Source organism: Candidatus Dechloromonas phosphoritropha (assembly GCA_016722705.1).
Lineage (GTDB): Bacteria > Pseudomonadota > Gammaproteobacteria > Burkholderiales > Rhodocyclaceae > Azonexus > Azonexus phosphoritrophus.
Window position 1 is genome coordinate 376,447 of record JADKGN010000001.1, and the last position, 13,473, is coordinate 389,919.

A 13,473-nucleotide genomic window follows, 5' to 3' on the forward strand; every position below is an offset into this window, starting at 1 on the left:
CTCTTGGGCCATGATTCACCGCAAGGAGGGTGAATCATGGCGCGCCCGAATGAGCACAAGTGTCTGTTTTGCGGGGTGATGTTCTGCCCAGATCGGCGCAACGCCGGACACCAGAAATACTGTTCCCAAGCGAACTGCCGGAAGGCCAGCAAGGCGGCGAGTCGGCGTGCTTGGTTGGCCAAACCTGAGAATCAGAATTACTTCAGCGGACCCGAACATGTCGTTCGTGTGCAAGCCTGGCGAGTGGCTCACCCGGGGTACTGGCAGCGACCGAAAGGCGCGCGCAGTGAGGCATCAGAAGTACCGCTTGCGTTACAAGATCTCTGCCCACCGCAAGTGTTTGAAATCATTGAAGACGCCCCAATCCTGCCGGAACTTGCGTTACAAGATCTCTGGCGTGAGCAACCGGCTGTTTTAATTGGCTTTATCGCGCAGTTCACCGGCAGTGCGTTACAAGATGACATCGCCAAAAGCACTCGGCGGCTGCTAGAACTGGGGCATGACATCTTGGCGGGAAGGATTGGCGATGACCCTCAAACGCATACTCTGCCCCGCGCGGCTCCGGCAGATACCGGCCCAGTTCAGCTGGGTTGACCACCGCCTGGTTCGTGACCGCCATATCGAACGCTGCGACCCGCCAGCGGCGGCGCTGTACTTGTTCCTGATCACCGTCGCCGACGAGCAAGGCTTGAGTTACTACTCGGATACTGCACTGGCCCGCGTGCTGTCGATGACGCCAGCCCGCCTGAGCCACCCTTCGCGCTCGCTAACCGTCCGCAGGCAGACCCGATGTTCGCAGTCGCTGAATGCGAATATCCGTTCTTTGCAACGAGCGACCTCACCCTGCCGACCCTGAAGAGCCATATGACGAAAGCAACCCTGCTGGCCGCTTACAGATCATAAAGCTGCCGTTCGAATTTCCGGCATGGCGGTCTGGATCTCGGCCTTATGGAAAGCTTTGCATAATCGGCCAAAGCCGACCTTGGCCTCACGCCAAAACCTGTCAGGAATGGGTTGGTAATCTGCCGTTGAACTGCTGATGCTAGTATATCGTTCCATCAATATAATTACGTATTATGCGATTTCGAGGTCGAATTTCTTCCAGCGAAAGACAACTGGGGTGGCGTTCATCTCATCGATACCTTTCAGGATGCGCGCTTTGAGTTCATGAATCGAGGCGACGCGGATATGGCGGAGGAAGGTCCGGGCCATTTTCGAGAAAGCGCATTCGATCAAGTTGAGCCAAGAACCATGCTTGGGTGTATGAACATACTCGAAACGTCCGGGTCGCGTCGCCAAGTAAGCCATCGTCTCTTTCGAGATGTGGGCCGAGTGATTGTCGAGGACGACACGGATAATGGCCTCCGGCGGGTAGTACGCATCGATCGAACGGAGCAAACCGATGAATTCGCAGCTGCGGTGCCGGTCTTCGACTTGGGCAAACACATGGCCGGCGTGCAAGTCGATGCCGGCCAGGATCGATACGGTTCCATGGCGGACGTACTCGTAATCCCGACTCACCGTCGGCGCTTTGCCGGGAACCGGTGGCCGGTCAGGCGCCGTCAAGCCAATCGCTTGAACGCCGGGCTTTTCATCGACACTGACCGTGTAAATCGGGTTCGGCCGTCCATCATGAACGGCGCCTTCGGTGTAGAGGGAAACGTCCCGGTCGACCATCAGCACCTCATGCATCTTCCGGTCGAAGTCGGGATCCCGTTTCTCCAGGTAGTAGGTGATCTTGTGGGGTTTGAGTTGGTTTGCATCAAGAATCCGCCAGACCGTGCTCTTGCCCGCACCGGCAAGACGAGGGAAGCCCGATGCCGCTGCCTGTTCGGCCACATGGCGGGCCAGCGCCGAGATGCTCCACAACTCCGCAGCCAGTCCAAACTCCCTTGGTTTGGTGCACGCTACGCTGACCACCCAAGCCTTGGCCTCCTCAGTAATCTCCGGGGCGTGAGGCCGGTGGTAGGTATCCTTCAATCCGGCTTGAATGCCCGCCGCAAGTGCCTTGTCGATGCATTTGTAGATCATCGGCCGGCTGACGCCCAACTGCCGCTGAATCTCGGTGATCGATACGCCCTGCGCGTATTTGAGCAGCACGCCGGCACGCTCCACTTCGCGCAACGGCGCCGTTCGCGACGCCGCCAATTCAGACAACCTGGACCTCTGCTCGTCTGTCAGCAACAGTGCTGCTCGCCCGCTTGTCCGTCCCATGATCACCTCCACGTCAAATGCTAAGACAATCATGGCAATTAAAGGCACGTTTGTAAATATATTAATGGAACGTACTACTAGTCAATAGCTATTTCGTCAGCGGCATAGGACGGCACCCAAGCCCTCCCCCAAAAAAAATCCACCAGCAATTCGTAGAGGTGTGGCTGGGAGAAAAAGGCCGGATGAGTTGGCGTGATGCAAATGATCAAACCTACAGGGGGCACAATATAACTAGCTTTCAACAAAGAGCGTTAGGTACCCTTTCAGTTTGTCTGCACGAATTGACGACCGTTCGATCAGTTGCTGGCAGTGACCTTCTAGCTCGATGTCGGTGAGCTGCGACTCGCACAATTCCGTCAACAGCACGCGTGCATCTGCAACCAATGCTGTAAGGCGGTCCAGTGTCAATACATAGCTTTCGTGGGCAGCAGCAGCGGGTGTCGCCTTGCTCGTCGGATGAACGACCACGCGCAGGCTGGTATACCCGTCGTAATTTTTTTCAAACCACTGCTGTGCGACGAGCAGTTGGCCATGCTCATCCTTGGTCAGCGGGTTCTTGTCCAACTTGCGGCTCTTGGCCTCCAATATCCACGCAATCTTGGTCGGCAGCAGCCACAGCACGTCCGGACCTTCACCGCCATCGTCATGGCGCTCTGTCGACAGGCCAATCATTCTTCCGAGGTCTGCCAAGGCCTGCTCGAACTGGTTGGCACTGGCGTTGGCATTCAGCTTCGAGACCACCTGTTCGAACTGTTGCAACAAACCGCGTCGCATGCGGTATCCACGAAGTTGGTACGCGATGGCGGCGCCCTGTGCTCCCGGCATCTGCAGCGGCCGGTACGGCGGCATAACACGCGGGCGCAGCAAGTTGCGATTGGCGCCAAATGCAGACCGCTGCAGTTCGTCGCTGCGGTCGTTCTGGCCCCAATTGTGCGCAATCCGGGCCGCCAGTTGGAGCAGCCAGCCGCGCGTCTGCTCGTCCGGAGCCTCTTTGCCGCTCGTCACCTGATCCAACTTGGCGATTGCCTTGTCGTAATAGCCATCGGCCCAGTTATTGAAAGCCTTGCGTTCGGCCGCAGCCACCTCAAAGCGCTTTGGGTCGGCCGTCTCCTGCTTCACGTTCTCTGCAAGAGTGTCCGCATGGTACTCGACCCAGCTGGAATCCCGGCGAATGCTCATCGTGATCGTGCTGGCCAGATCGTTGACGTCCTTTACCTCCTTACTGACTGTCGACCCCATATCAAGCTGAGCGCGGGTTGCACTGGTGAGTAGCCTAAAGTTGGCGTCCTTGGCGATCCAGCCAGCCAAGTCCGAGCCTGCAAGCAGCACAACGCAGTGATCACCCGCGCCGCGCGCGCCTCGACCGATACCCTGCTCAATCCGCTGCGCCAACATGCGGCTGATGGTCGCACCGCCGTATAGAGTGGCCGCACGCAGCAACTCATAGTCGGACGTTCCAGCCGGAAGACCTTCCATGACGAGAAGCCTGCAGGAATCACCGGGGAGGTCAATCCCGTCATAGCGGTTTGCAAAAACGACCGGGCCGCTGGTCGTGCGCGCCTGCAATGCCTGGACCTTTGCCTCGACTTTGTCCGAGCCTTCAGCGAACTCCGCGACGTCCTCCCATGCTTTGGCTGCGAAATTTGAGGGCACGAGAACAACCGCGCCAAGGTTGGCGCCCGCGACCTGTTGCAGCAGCGCCTTTGTGACCTGAGTTGTGTTGAAGTCGAACTTCATCAGGTTCGGGATCAGTATCATGCGCTCACTGATGCCGGCCAATGATCGCGACGTCAGGGCCTCGTTGACGTGCCTGGGTTCGGCATCGAATGTGCGCACGATCTCGCTGTCGTCCGCGATCGTCGCCGACATGTAAATGCGGCGTTGTGCGTCGGCGAAGGTCGGGAAAATGTTGACCAGTGGAAGCACCGATGTGACCGTAAAAGCGTCGCTGCTGATGAGTGCATGACAAAGGTGCAGGTTGTCACGCAGCAGCGGCCAAGCGTAGGGAGTATCTTCCCCATCGCCGCGCAGTAGCCCGCGAGCCGCATCGATCTGTTCGTGCCACGCCCAATACGGCACCTCGACCACCACGTTACTGAAACCGGAGACGGTATCGTCGAAGGTGCCTAGTCTGTCCATGTTCTTGAACGCGGCCCGAAACAGCGTGCACAGCGCGTCGTAGCGTTCCCTGTCATCTTTGACCTTGACTTCAAGCGTGAACGACTCGCGAACTTCTGAGAACGCAACGTGTGCGTCATCTAGGATCACTGCTCCCGCCTTTACTGGCATCCCCCTGCCTCGGATACCAAACTTGCTGAAGCCATTAAACAGCGCCTTGTACGACGCCACCATAATGGCCTTGCAGTTTACGAAGTCGTCCGCCAGCGGCTTTCCTCGAACGTAGGGCAATGCGGCGATCCCCAGTGCTTGCGCCTTTTCTAGCGTCTGCTTGACCAACTGGTTCGTCGGCGCCAAGTAGAGCACTGGCTCCTTCAGTTCATTCAGCGTGGACTGCGCCATCAGCAAGCCGACCAGTGTCTTACCGCCGCCGGTGTGCAGTTTCACGACAGTGTCCCGCTCGTCCTTTCGTTTGAACCATGCCTCTAGCACTTCGGCCTGACTTGTGTACAGGTCATTGATGCCCTGCGGCTTGGGCAGCCGCCGGAATATCTCCAGCGGATCTATCGGTACGGCCCGCGGGGACAGGGACCTAAGCTTGTTAAAATCGACCACCCTTACTAGCTCCTCTGCGATTACTGTCGCCCACGAAGATAAATGCTCGTCGAAATCAAGGGGGCCTCGATGTCCGCAGCCCAAATTTGACGAATTTCTGCATCTGGCAGATAACATATATGCTATCGCATTGACATTATGCATCCATTGGGGCCGACCTGCTGCCTGGGCGTAGTAAATTGGTGCAGATCATCTGCCAGGGCAATCTTTCCTTGACGCAACGAGTAACGACTGCTTTACACCAAACTTTGGACGCACTAAGTGGGTTCTAGGCGATGGTGGATTCAGCGGCGTACCCGCCTTCTAGTCCGCTAGCATTGCGAATGATAGACTCGCCACATGGCTAGGATTAATCTTAGAAAATTTATCGCTGAACACGGCGTTGGTGCACTATTAGGCATCGCTTATATAACAATGGCTTGCTTTCGCGATTTTCAGTATGAATTCCCCCTATCCCCATCCTGATTCATGCCGCAGGCGCAATTTGCCCAGCGCGGACGGATTTCGGCATGCCGAGGTAGGTGAACTGGTTGATGATTGCCACTCGAACATGGCTCTCGGCAACCTGCCGGTCAAACTCGCGGGAGAAGAGTCGACCGCCCAATTGCTTGAGCCGATACATCATGTTTTCGGCAATGCTGCGTCGGTGGTAGCCGGAGGCTTCCTTCCATCCCGCTCGCCCTTGGGTTTCGATCTCGGCCAGGAGGGCATCGCGCGGATGGTCATTCCCCCAAAGCACAGCACCCTCGCGAGGCGGAATCGTTACCCTGGCTTCCCGCTGACGAATGGCGGCGTGCGTCCCTTCGGTATCGTAGGCGCCATCCGCCGAGACTTGACCGACGTCACCGTCGACTTGTGCCAACAGATCAGGGAAGACTTCGCTGTCGTGCCAGTCCGCCGTCGTCACTTCAATCCCGATGATGTCCTTGGCCGTCTCATCGACGGCCAGGTGAATCTTGCGCCAAGTGCGGCGTTTGCCGACACCGTGTTGGCGAACCTTCCATTCGCCTTCCCCGAATATCTTCAGCCCGGTCGAGTCGACCACGACATGCGTGGCGCCAACTCTCGGACGCCGGGGAATCTTGACTTCCAGCGTCGCCGCCCGGCGCGACATGTGGGTGTGGTCCGGCACCGGCAGGTCCAGCGCACACAGGCGCATCAGCGATTTGAGCAGACCTTCGGTCGCCCGATAGGGCAGACGGAACAGGGTCTTGAGCGTCAGGCAGGTTTGAATCGCGACCTCCGAGTACGTGCCCGGTTTGCCTCGACCCACCGGACGCGGCGGCTTCCAGGTCTTGGCCACGCTGTCCTCGTCAAACCAGATCGTCAGGTTGCCGCGATTGACCAGCGCACGGTCGTATTCCGCCCAGTTCTTCACCCGGTAGCGGTATTTCACCTTCGCCGGGCTGTCGTCTATCCTGGTCTTTGCTGCCATCTGAAGTCCTCTTTCGCTTCAAAACCCCACCACAGGGCAGTGCATGACATTATATTGCGCCAACGCCGCTGAACACTACAAAGGTGGTGTGAATACAAGGGATGTAATTCGTGAAGCACTCACGAACTCCATCCATGCTGGCGGCAAAATAATTACTGTCGACCTTCATTTTTCTGAGAAACAACAGGAACTATCCCCCGGAAGCGAAGAAAGAAGGGTTTTAGAGCAAATCACCATCACTGACGACGGTGAAGGATTCACTCCTGAAAACCTGAATTATTTCGATGAAATCTGCACGAGCCATAAAGACAACATAGGTGGCAAGGGTGTCGGACGCTTGGCATTCCTGAAATACGCCAATAAGGTCCACATCAGTAGCCAACTGGCGAACGAACGCGTCGAATTTTGGTATACGCCAGACTTCAAGCCGGATGACGTCAAGAAATCCGCCACACAGGGCGCAGCGAATACCTGCATAACGCTCAGCGACCTGAAAGAGAAAGTAAACACCCAAGTTGCCAAATTGGTAAATTCGATATGCGATGACCTGCGTTTAGCCGAGATTTTCCATTAGAGAATCCTCAAGGCGAATAAATGGGTGTGAATTTAGCTGGCAAGTTGAAGGTTTTTGACGCATCCCACAAGCCTTGCATCCAAGCGCGCTGTTGCATTCCCAAGGCCAGATTCAGAATCGGTTTTCGACTTTCGGTCGTGATGTAAGCCCTTGGCGAACAGCTTGTAGCGGAGTGTTTGCAGTGTGTGTTGCACCGAGTTTGAAGAATGCTTCACCGCACTGGTTTTGAGCAGGACCTGGCGTAACAAGCCCATCAGGTTATCCCACAGGGACTTCCGTTGGTCGTAGGCCAGCATCACTGTGTTCAGTGTCGCTTCGGTGGCCCAGAAATCCTTCATCCTCTAAACGGCAGTTGAAAGCGGCATGAGATAAGCTGAGAGCTTGTGGGGACTGGGTTTGCAATCCTGGTGACTTAGCATTTTGTCATGGAGCAGTTTTATAGGCATGAGACTTGTGAGGCTTGGGTCGAATCAGACGAGGTCGGTTTCGGTTGGGGATGAATTTTTGAAGATTCAGGACAAGTTCGGAGAACAGTGCGGCGACAAGGCGCGAGGTCAAGCGAAGGCGGCCGGAGAGCACTTGGGGCAGTATCCGGCGCAAGTGCGAGAAAGCCAAGGTGCGATTGATGCGCCACGGCGATTCTGGGGCGATGAGGTGCTCGGTCGCCAGATAGACCGCCAGCGCATTGAGATTGTCGCAGACCATTTTGGCACCGACGTCCTGGCATACCGCGAGCCAAGTCAGGCCAGACGTATGCTCAAGCGACAGACGATGCTTGAGGCGCTTGAAGGCTTCTTCGATGCGCCAGCGGCGATGATAGAGATCGGAGAAAGCTGGTGCCGGAAACTGTGCGCTGTCGAGCAAGGACGTCATGAGCACGCGCACCTTGCCGGCCTGCGTGACCTGGCGGACCAGGCGCACGGTCGAAGCCTTGCGGGGGCACTCATAATCGACGGCATCCCGGCGATTGGGCGGCGGCAGGATCACCACCGCGTCGTCCTGGCCGGAGCGCATGAACTGCGTGATGGCGGCAAAGGTCGACGACGAATCGCAGCGCATGCAAAACGGAATCCCCCGATGCAGCAAGGCGGCCACCAGCCACGCGCCTGGGTAACCGCGGTCAAGCACCAGAGCATGGTTAGTGCAACATCCCTTCTGTAAATTCTTTGCCTGTTGGTTTTGCGCGGCTGAGCTGGCCGGAGCGATGAGGGCGCGTAGCGCCCGAAGCGCGGAGGACGGCACAGCCGCGCGGCGAAACATTGACCGGCTACTCCCGCAGGCGATTTCTTCGGGGCATTCTCACCCATTCCCACGAAAGAATCGACAGCATGGCACAACGCGTAGAACATCACCCTCTGGATGCCCGTTTTGCGGTGCTGCTAAACAACGGTCTGGATGGCGCCGGCGAAGCACTGCGCATTCTGGTCAACGAGGCCAGCCGGATTGAGCGCAAACTTTTTCTCAATGCCCAGCCCCATGAACGTACCGTCGAGCGCTCTGATTACGCCAACGGCTTCAAGCCCAAAACGATGATGACCCGGGTTGGCGAACTAACCTTCGAGGTGCCACAGGTGCGCGGCGGCGGCTTCTACCCCAGCGCCCTGGAGAAAGGGTCGCGGACCGAGCAGGCGCTCAATATCGCCTTGGCCGAAATGTATGTACAGGGGGTTTCCACACGCAAGGTGATCACCGTCCTGCAAGCCCTGCTCGGGCCAGCGGTGTCGATTTCGTCGACGCAGGTGAGTCGTGCCGCCGAACAACTGGATGCCGGGTTGGCCGTCTGGCGTGAGCGACCGCTCGATGAAACGCCTTATGTCTTTCTCGATGCGCGGTACGCCCCGAAGGAAGTCCTCTTGGGGGACGAGCGGGTGCGCGAGGGCGGGCAGCTGGTCGACTGTGCCGTGCTGGTGGCGGTCGGCATCACGCACAGCGGTCATCGCCGGGTGCTGGGCGTCTCGGTCGCCTTGTCCGAGGCGGAGGTGCATTGGCGGGCTTTCCTGGATAGTCTGGTGCGGCGGGGACTCAAGGGCGTCAAGATGATCGTCGCCGATGCGCATGCCGGTCTCAATGCGGCACGCCGCGCCACCTTGCCCAGCGTACCCTGGCAACGTTGCCAGTTCCACCTGCAACAGAACGCGCAGTCGTATGTCACCCGCCTTGATCAGCGCAAACCGGTGGCGCAGCGGATTCGGGCGATCTTCAATGCACCGGACAAAACCGAAGCGGAGCGCCTCTTGCGTCAGGCGATCGAGGCCTGGCGGACCGAGGCGCCCAAACTGGCCCAGTGGGCCGAGGAGAATCTGCCCGAGGGGTTCGCTGTCTTTAATTGGCCAGTGGCCCAACGCGTCCGGTTGCGCACGACCAACGGCCTCGAACGCATTAACCGCGAGATCAAACGCCGTACCCGAGTTGCTTCCATATTCCCCAATACCGCATCCTGCCTCCGCCTCGTCTCGGCACTGCTCGCCGAATGCGATGAGGAGTGGATGACCGGGAAAATCTATCTCAACCTCAAAGACTGAGCCCATCCCGATGGAATCGCCTGAGAACTTTTACAGAAAAAATGTTGCGCTGCCAAATGCCGAACTGCGTAAGGCAGTCTGAGTCACCGCCATGCGCCTCGTTCTCTTTGAGCAGACCGCCGCGCTGGATGCTCTGCTCGCGGTCGACGAACGCCGGGCAATGGACGGCGACATCATCGCCCTCGACATCCGCCGGGGCATCGTCGACCGCAACACGCTGCGCGGATCTGAGCAACTTTTCGCCTCGACAAGGCGTTGACCGCAACCGACCCGCTTTCCACCCATTTTTTCGCCGGCCAGGCACCGGACGCCGAGGATATCCGAATTACGAGCGATAAAAGCGCCCGATGGACGAGTCCTGACTGCGGCATCAAGCCGGACGCCTCACGCTGATCATCAAGCGGCCCGACCTGGCGCACCCGCTGCGACGGGTGATTGCCGCCGTCATCACGACGCTCGTGCGGCTCCTCCGCCAACCAATGCCTATTGCTGGTGGTCCTTGCCCGGAAAATACTCGGTTGCCGCCAGCCCTTCCAGAAGCAGGCCATAGTCAAGGTGCTCGCGCATCAGGCGTTTCAACTCGTGGGTGATGGCCAGGCGCGCGTACATCACGGTCAGCGGCGGCTGTTCGAGGAGTTTGCGCGCCAGTTGGCGCGCACGCTCCATGAGCTGGTCGCGCGGCATGATCTCGCTGACGACGCCGAGGTCCAGCGCCTGCCTGGCATCGATCTGCTGGCCGGTGAGCAGAAAATAGCGTCCCCGGTTCATGCCCAGCAGCAAGGGCCACAACACATGGACGCTGTCGCCGGGAACGAGCCCCTCAAGATAGTGGGGCGCATCCTGGAATACCGCATCGTCGGCGGCGAGCACGATGTCACACAACAGGCCAAGCTCGGCATGAATCGTTGCCGGGCCGTTGATCGCCGCGATCATCGGGACGCGAATCTCCAGATGGTTGTAGATCAGCCGCTGCGCGTGCACCAGGAGGCGTTCCCAGACAGGCGCTGTGATTCCCGGATGGGCGATCTGCTCGCGGGCGATGAACTCGGAGCCGCAACCGGTCAGGATAACTACCCGGTTTCCGGGGTCGGCAGCGATATCGCCGAAGGCCGCACCGCATTCGCGGTGCGGGCCGGCGCCCCAGACCACGGGTCCGTCATCGCTGTGTATCGTCACCTCAAGGATGCCATCGTTGCGCTGCATGCGCAGATGCCGGTACTTTTCGCAATATTCCTCAAATCTGGCCATGATTCCACTACCCTTAGTTTTCCAATCCCTGACCGGCCAAGTGGCATGTCAATTTACCGAGCCATCGCGTTGGTCATTGTGTTCAGATCATGATAACCGAGTTTTTGGGCACAACGAGAAAGCGCCCAAGGCAAGTACATATACAAACATCGCAGACCTCGAACGGAAGTACCTTGTAGTCAATGGGTTATCACGAGGTCTTGTGGACCTTGTTGAAGTCAGGTCCGCTCTCGACGTTGGCGAGGGTATTCGTGACGCTGGATGAGGCATTTACCGGCACTGATGAACATCTTGCCGCGGGCCAATCAGCATTTCTCGCTATTCGCGCCAGCGAGCATGATGACCGGGCGACGAGACAACCTCATGAGCACGCTGGATGGCATTAACCAGCGCTATGGCCGAGGCACGATACCGCCTGGCCGCCGAGGGTGTCGCGAAGACGTGACAGATGCGCAGAGGCAATCTGTCTCCCGGATGCTCACCACCGTTTCTCGCCATGCCTAAAATCTCACGGGGCCACCTTTTATCTGTCAACTGAAGCGATGCCCAGAACACAAATCAGCGATCGCTATTTCAGAACAACCCTGAAGCAATATTGATCGTCAATGCCAGCAAGGTCGTATTGAAGAAGAACGCTAGCACGCAATGAACAAGACCGATCTGACGCATACCTTTTGACGTGAAACTCACGTCAGCAGTCTGGCCAGATGTTCCGATCACGCAGGAGAAGTATAGAAAATCGCCATAATCAGGCGCCGTCTCTCCCGGAAACTCCAGGCCACCAGACTCCTTACGTGACAACGCCACGTAATAGTCATGAGCATAATGTTGAGCGAACATGACGTGAGTGAATATCCAGGATGACATGATCGTCAGGGCTGCCAAGGCAATGTGAGCGTAGCGTATTGCACCATGCATGTCTTTCACGACAGACAACTCAGCCATGATCGCACCCAGCGAAGCACCGACGGCCAGTATCACCAGCAGCAGTACAACGACCTTACCTTCATCCTGCAATTGTGCGCGACGATGGATAGACTGTTGGCTAGACCAGAACATCATGTGGATTGCCAGAAGCAGGTAGAGCCATGCCCCTGCATTCCAGCCCAAAATCAGGCGCGTGATGGGTTGTTGAGCTAACGTCTGCGGCAGAACGGTCACCACCAACAGTCCAACCAGGGCTGATATGAACAACCTTGGTCTGGCCCGAATCTGGCGGATCAAAAGAAATCGGTGAACTCGAGCAGAAGTATTCGGCGATTGCATTGGAAATCCCTGGTTAATTCACCAAAGTCTAAACGTGTACCGGCCCGGATTGATTGGACACTATATTGCAACTCAGACTATTGCAACCCAGGCCGTCTTTTGCATGGCATAAGCCTGATGGGCTTCGAGGGGTGACATGGATTGAGTCCCTAAACTGCTGTAAATCGGGTGGCAGGTAGCCACCGCTTCGATTCGGTAAACTGACGTTGCGAGACGATCGATAACCGAAGGAGAGAAGCGATGACTGGGTATGAGGTTAGCGTAGGAACGGACTTGCTGCCAGGGCTTTTAAACGGGCAGGACGGGCTGGCGAAACTGGTGGAAGCGGTGCTCAATCAAGTACTGGAGGCGCAGGTGACGGAAACGCTGGGGGCGACGCGGCACGAGCGCACGGACGAACGGGCCGGCTATCGCAACGTCTACCGGCCACGCACCCTTTACACGCGGGTTGGGCCGGTGACGCTGCTGGTGCCGCAGACGCGGGACGGCAGCTTTTCGACGGACATCTTCAAGCGCTACCAGCGGAGCGAGCAGGCCTTCGTTCTGGCGCTCATGGAAATGGTCGTGCACGGTGTCTCGACGCGCAAGGTCTCGGCGATCACCGAAGAGCTGTGCGGCGCCAGCTTCTCCAAATCGATGGTGAGCGCACTGTGCGCCGGACTGGAACCGCGGGTCAGCGCGTTCAACGAACGGCGGCTGGACGGCGAGTATCCCTTCGTGCTGGTCGATGCCCTGTTCATCAAGAGTCGGCAAGAAGATCGTGTGGTTTCGCGTGCCGTGCTGACCGTCTCAGGCATCCGCTCCGATGGCTTCCGGGAGATTCTGGGCGTGCGGATCGGCGACACCGAGAGCTTCGCCACCTGGGACGAGACCTTCCGCTGGCTCAGAGGGCGCGGCCTCAAGGGCACGCAGTTCATCATCTCGGACGACCACGGCGGCCTGCGTGAAGCGGCAGCGCGGCACTTTCAGGGGCCAGCTGGCAACGCTGTCAGGTGCATCTGATGCGCAACATTCTGGGCCAATGCAACACCCGCCACCGCGCCGAGGTGGCAGCTGCCGTCAAGCTCGTGCTGCAGGCGCCTGATTTGGTCGAGGCCAAGCGCCGCCTGGCGGAATTCACCGAGCGCTTCGCCAAGAGCGCCCCCAAAGCGGTGGCCTGCCTCGAAGCAGGATTCGAGGATGCCATGGCGGTAATGGTCTTGCCCGAGAAGTATCGCAAGCGGCTACGCACAACGAACATGCAGGAGCGGCTCAACGAGGAAATTCGCCGGCGGGAGCGCGTGATCCGCATCTTCCCCAACGACGAGTCAGCCTTGCGCCTGATCGGCGCTCTGCTGGCCGAACAGAATGAGGCTTGGCAGGAACGGAAGTACCTCGACATGGATGAATTCAAGGAGTGGGCGGCTTCCCGCGCCGCAGCTAGCGAGGGCAACAACGTTGTTGCCCTCGCTAGCTGAAAACCATTCGTCATTCATCGGATC

The 13,473-nt window shown here is 58.1% G+C and carries 11 protein-coding genes and 2 pseudogenes; 6 read left to right on the top strand and 7 right to left on the bottom strand.

Translation table 11 applies throughout. From position 1 onward, the window contains the following. Nucleotides 1-36 precede the first annotated feature (36 nt). Nucleotides 37-594, top strand: a complete 558-nt coding sequence (locus IPP03_01875) for a hypothetical protein (protein ID MBL0351495.1) — start codon at nucleotides 37-39, stop codon at nucleotides 592-594. A gap of 480 nt (nucleotides 595-1,074) precedes the next feature. Here IPP03_01875 and IPP03_01880 read toward each other — a convergent pair whose 3' ends face one another. From IPP03_01880 to IPP03_01890, 3 genes are all read right to left on the bottom strand, one after another. Further along, entirely contained in the window at nucleotides 1,075-2,214 is a 1,140-nt protein-coding gene (locus IPP03_01880) for an IS630 family transposase (GenBank protein MBL0351496.1), read from the bottom strand. A gap of 231 nt (nucleotides 2,215-2,445) precedes the next feature. Next, on the bottom strand, nucleotides 2,446-4,947 hold the full coding sequence (locus IPP03_01885; GenBank protein ID MBL0351497.1) for a DEAD/DEAH box helicase family protein: 2,502 nt from the start codon (nucleotides 4,945-4,947) through the stop codon (nucleotides 2,446-2,448). A gap of 466 nt (nucleotides 4,948-5,413) precedes the next feature. Then, entirely contained in the window at nucleotides 5,414-6,382 is a 969-nt protein-coding gene (locus IPP03_01890) for an IS5 family transposase (protein MBL0351498.1), read from the bottom strand. Nucleotides 6,383-6,425: 43 nt separating this feature from the next. On the opposite strand from IPP03_01890, the gene IPP03_01895 reads away from it, so the two are divergent. Beyond that, the gene (locus IPP03_01895) at nucleotides 6,426-6,956 is read left to right on the top strand and encodes a sensor histidine kinase (protein MBL0351499.1); all 531 of its coding nucleotides are present in this window, start codon (nucleotides 6,426-6,428) and stop codon (nucleotides 6,954-6,956) included. Between the two features lie 7 nt (nucleotides 6,957-6,963). On the opposite strand, the pseudogene IPP03_01900 reads toward IPP03_01895, so the two are convergent. Then, nucleotides 6,964-7,252 (bottom strand): annotated as a pseudogene (locus IPP03_01900) (hypothetical protein). Nucleotides 7,253-7,379: 127 nt separating this feature from the next. Beyond that, nucleotides 7,380-8,216, bottom strand: coding sequence for a transposase (locus IPP03_01905; GenBank protein ID MBL0351500.1), 837 nt, complete (start codon nucleotides 8,214-8,216; stop codon nucleotides 7,380-7,382). A 68-nt stretch (nucleotides 8,217-8,284) separates the two neighbouring features. On the opposite strand from IPP03_01905, the gene IPP03_01910 reads away from it, so the two are divergent. Then, nucleotides 8,285-9,478 carry an IS256 family transposase gene (locus IPP03_01910; protein MBL0351501.1) on the top strand — a complete coding sequence of 398 codons (1,194 nt, stop codon included), beginning with the start codon at nucleotides 8,285-8,287 and terminating at the stop codon, nucleotides 9,476-9,478. A 91-nt stretch (nucleotides 9,479-9,569) separates the two neighbouring features. Next, nucleotides 9,570-9,737: a hypothetical protein gene (locus tag IPP03_01915; protein ID MBL0351502.1), complete on the top strand. Its 168-nt coding sequence runs from the start codon at nucleotides 9,570-9,572 to the stop codon at nucleotides 9,735-9,737. Between the two features lie 224 nt (nucleotides 9,738-9,961). Here the strand turns inward: IPP03_01915 and IPP03_01920 are convergent, their stop codons facing one another. Continuing rightward, the gene (locus tag IPP03_01920; GenBank protein MBL0351503.1) at nucleotides 9,962-10,726 is read right to left on the bottom strand and encodes an enoyl-CoA hydratase/isomerase family protein; all 765 of its coding nucleotides are present in this window, start codon (nucleotides 10,724-10,726) and stop codon (nucleotides 9,962-9,964) included. Nucleotides 10,727-11,008: 282 nt separating this feature from the next. On the opposite strand from IPP03_01920, the gene IPP03_01925 reads away from it, so the two are divergent. After that, nucleotides 11,009-11,230 carry a DUF4113 domain-containing protein gene (locus IPP03_01925; GenBank protein ID MBL0351504.1) on the top strand — a complete coding sequence of 74 codons (222 nt, stop codon included), beginning with the start codon at nucleotides 11,009-11,011 and terminating at the stop codon, nucleotides 11,228-11,230. A 69-nt stretch (nucleotides 11,231-11,299) separates the two neighbouring features. Here IPP03_01925 and IPP03_01930 read toward each other — a convergent pair whose 3' ends face one another. Beyond that, nucleotides 11,300-11,992, bottom strand: coding sequence for a DUF1345 domain-containing protein (locus IPP03_01930; GenBank protein ID MBL0351505.1), 693 nt, complete (start codon nucleotides 11,990-11,992; stop codon nucleotides 11,300-11,302). 240 nt (nucleotides 11,993-12,232) lie between these two features. On the opposite strand from IPP03_01930, the pseudogene IPP03_01935 reads away from it, so the two are divergent. Beyond that, nucleotides 12,233-13,449 (top strand): annotated as a pseudogene (locus IPP03_01935) (IS256 family transposase). Nucleotides 13,450-13,473: the final 24 nt, after the last annotated feature.

Excerpts from the sequence above, each read along its gene's own strand:
- IPP03_01875 (MBL0351495.1), top strand. The coding sequence starts at position 37 with ATGGCGCGCCCGAATGAGCACAAGTGTCTGTTTTGCGGGGTGATGTTC.
- IPP03_01880 (MBL0351496.1), bottom strand. The coding sequence starts at position 2,214 with ATGGGACGGACAAGCGGGCGAGCAGCACTGTTGCTGACAGACGAGCAG.
- IPP03_01890 (MBL0351498.1), bottom strand. The coding sequence starts at position 6,382 with ATGGCAGCAAAGACCAGGATAGACGACAGCCCGGCGAAGGTGAAATAC.
- IPP03_01895 (MBL0351499.1), top strand. The coding sequence starts at position 6,426 with ATGACATTATATTGCGCCAACGCCGCTGAACACTACAAAGGTGGTGTG.
- IPP03_01905 (MBL0351500.1), bottom strand. The coding sequence starts at position 8,216 with ATGTTTCGCCGCGCGGCTGTGCCGTCCTCCGCGCTTCGGGCGCTACGC.
- IPP03_01910 (MBL0351501.1), top strand. The coding sequence starts at position 8,285 with ATGGCACAACGCGTAGAACATCACCCTCTGGATGCCCGTTTTGCGGTG.
- IPP03_01915 (MBL0351502.1), top strand. The coding sequence starts at position 9,570 with ATGCGCCTCGTTCTCTTTGAGCAGACCGCCGCGCTGGATGCTCTGCTC.
- IPP03_01920 (MBL0351503.1), bottom strand. The coding sequence starts at position 10,726 with ATGGCCAGATTTGAGGAATATTGCGAAAAGTACCGGCATCTGCGCATG.
- IPP03_01925 (MBL0351504.1), top strand. The coding sequence starts at position 11,009 with ATGAACATCTTGCCGCGGGCCAATCAGCATTTCTCGCTATTCGCGCCA.
- IPP03_01930 (MBL0351505.1), bottom strand. The coding sequence starts at position 11,992 with ATGCAATCGCCGAATACTTCTGCTCGAGTTCACCGATTTCTTTTGATC.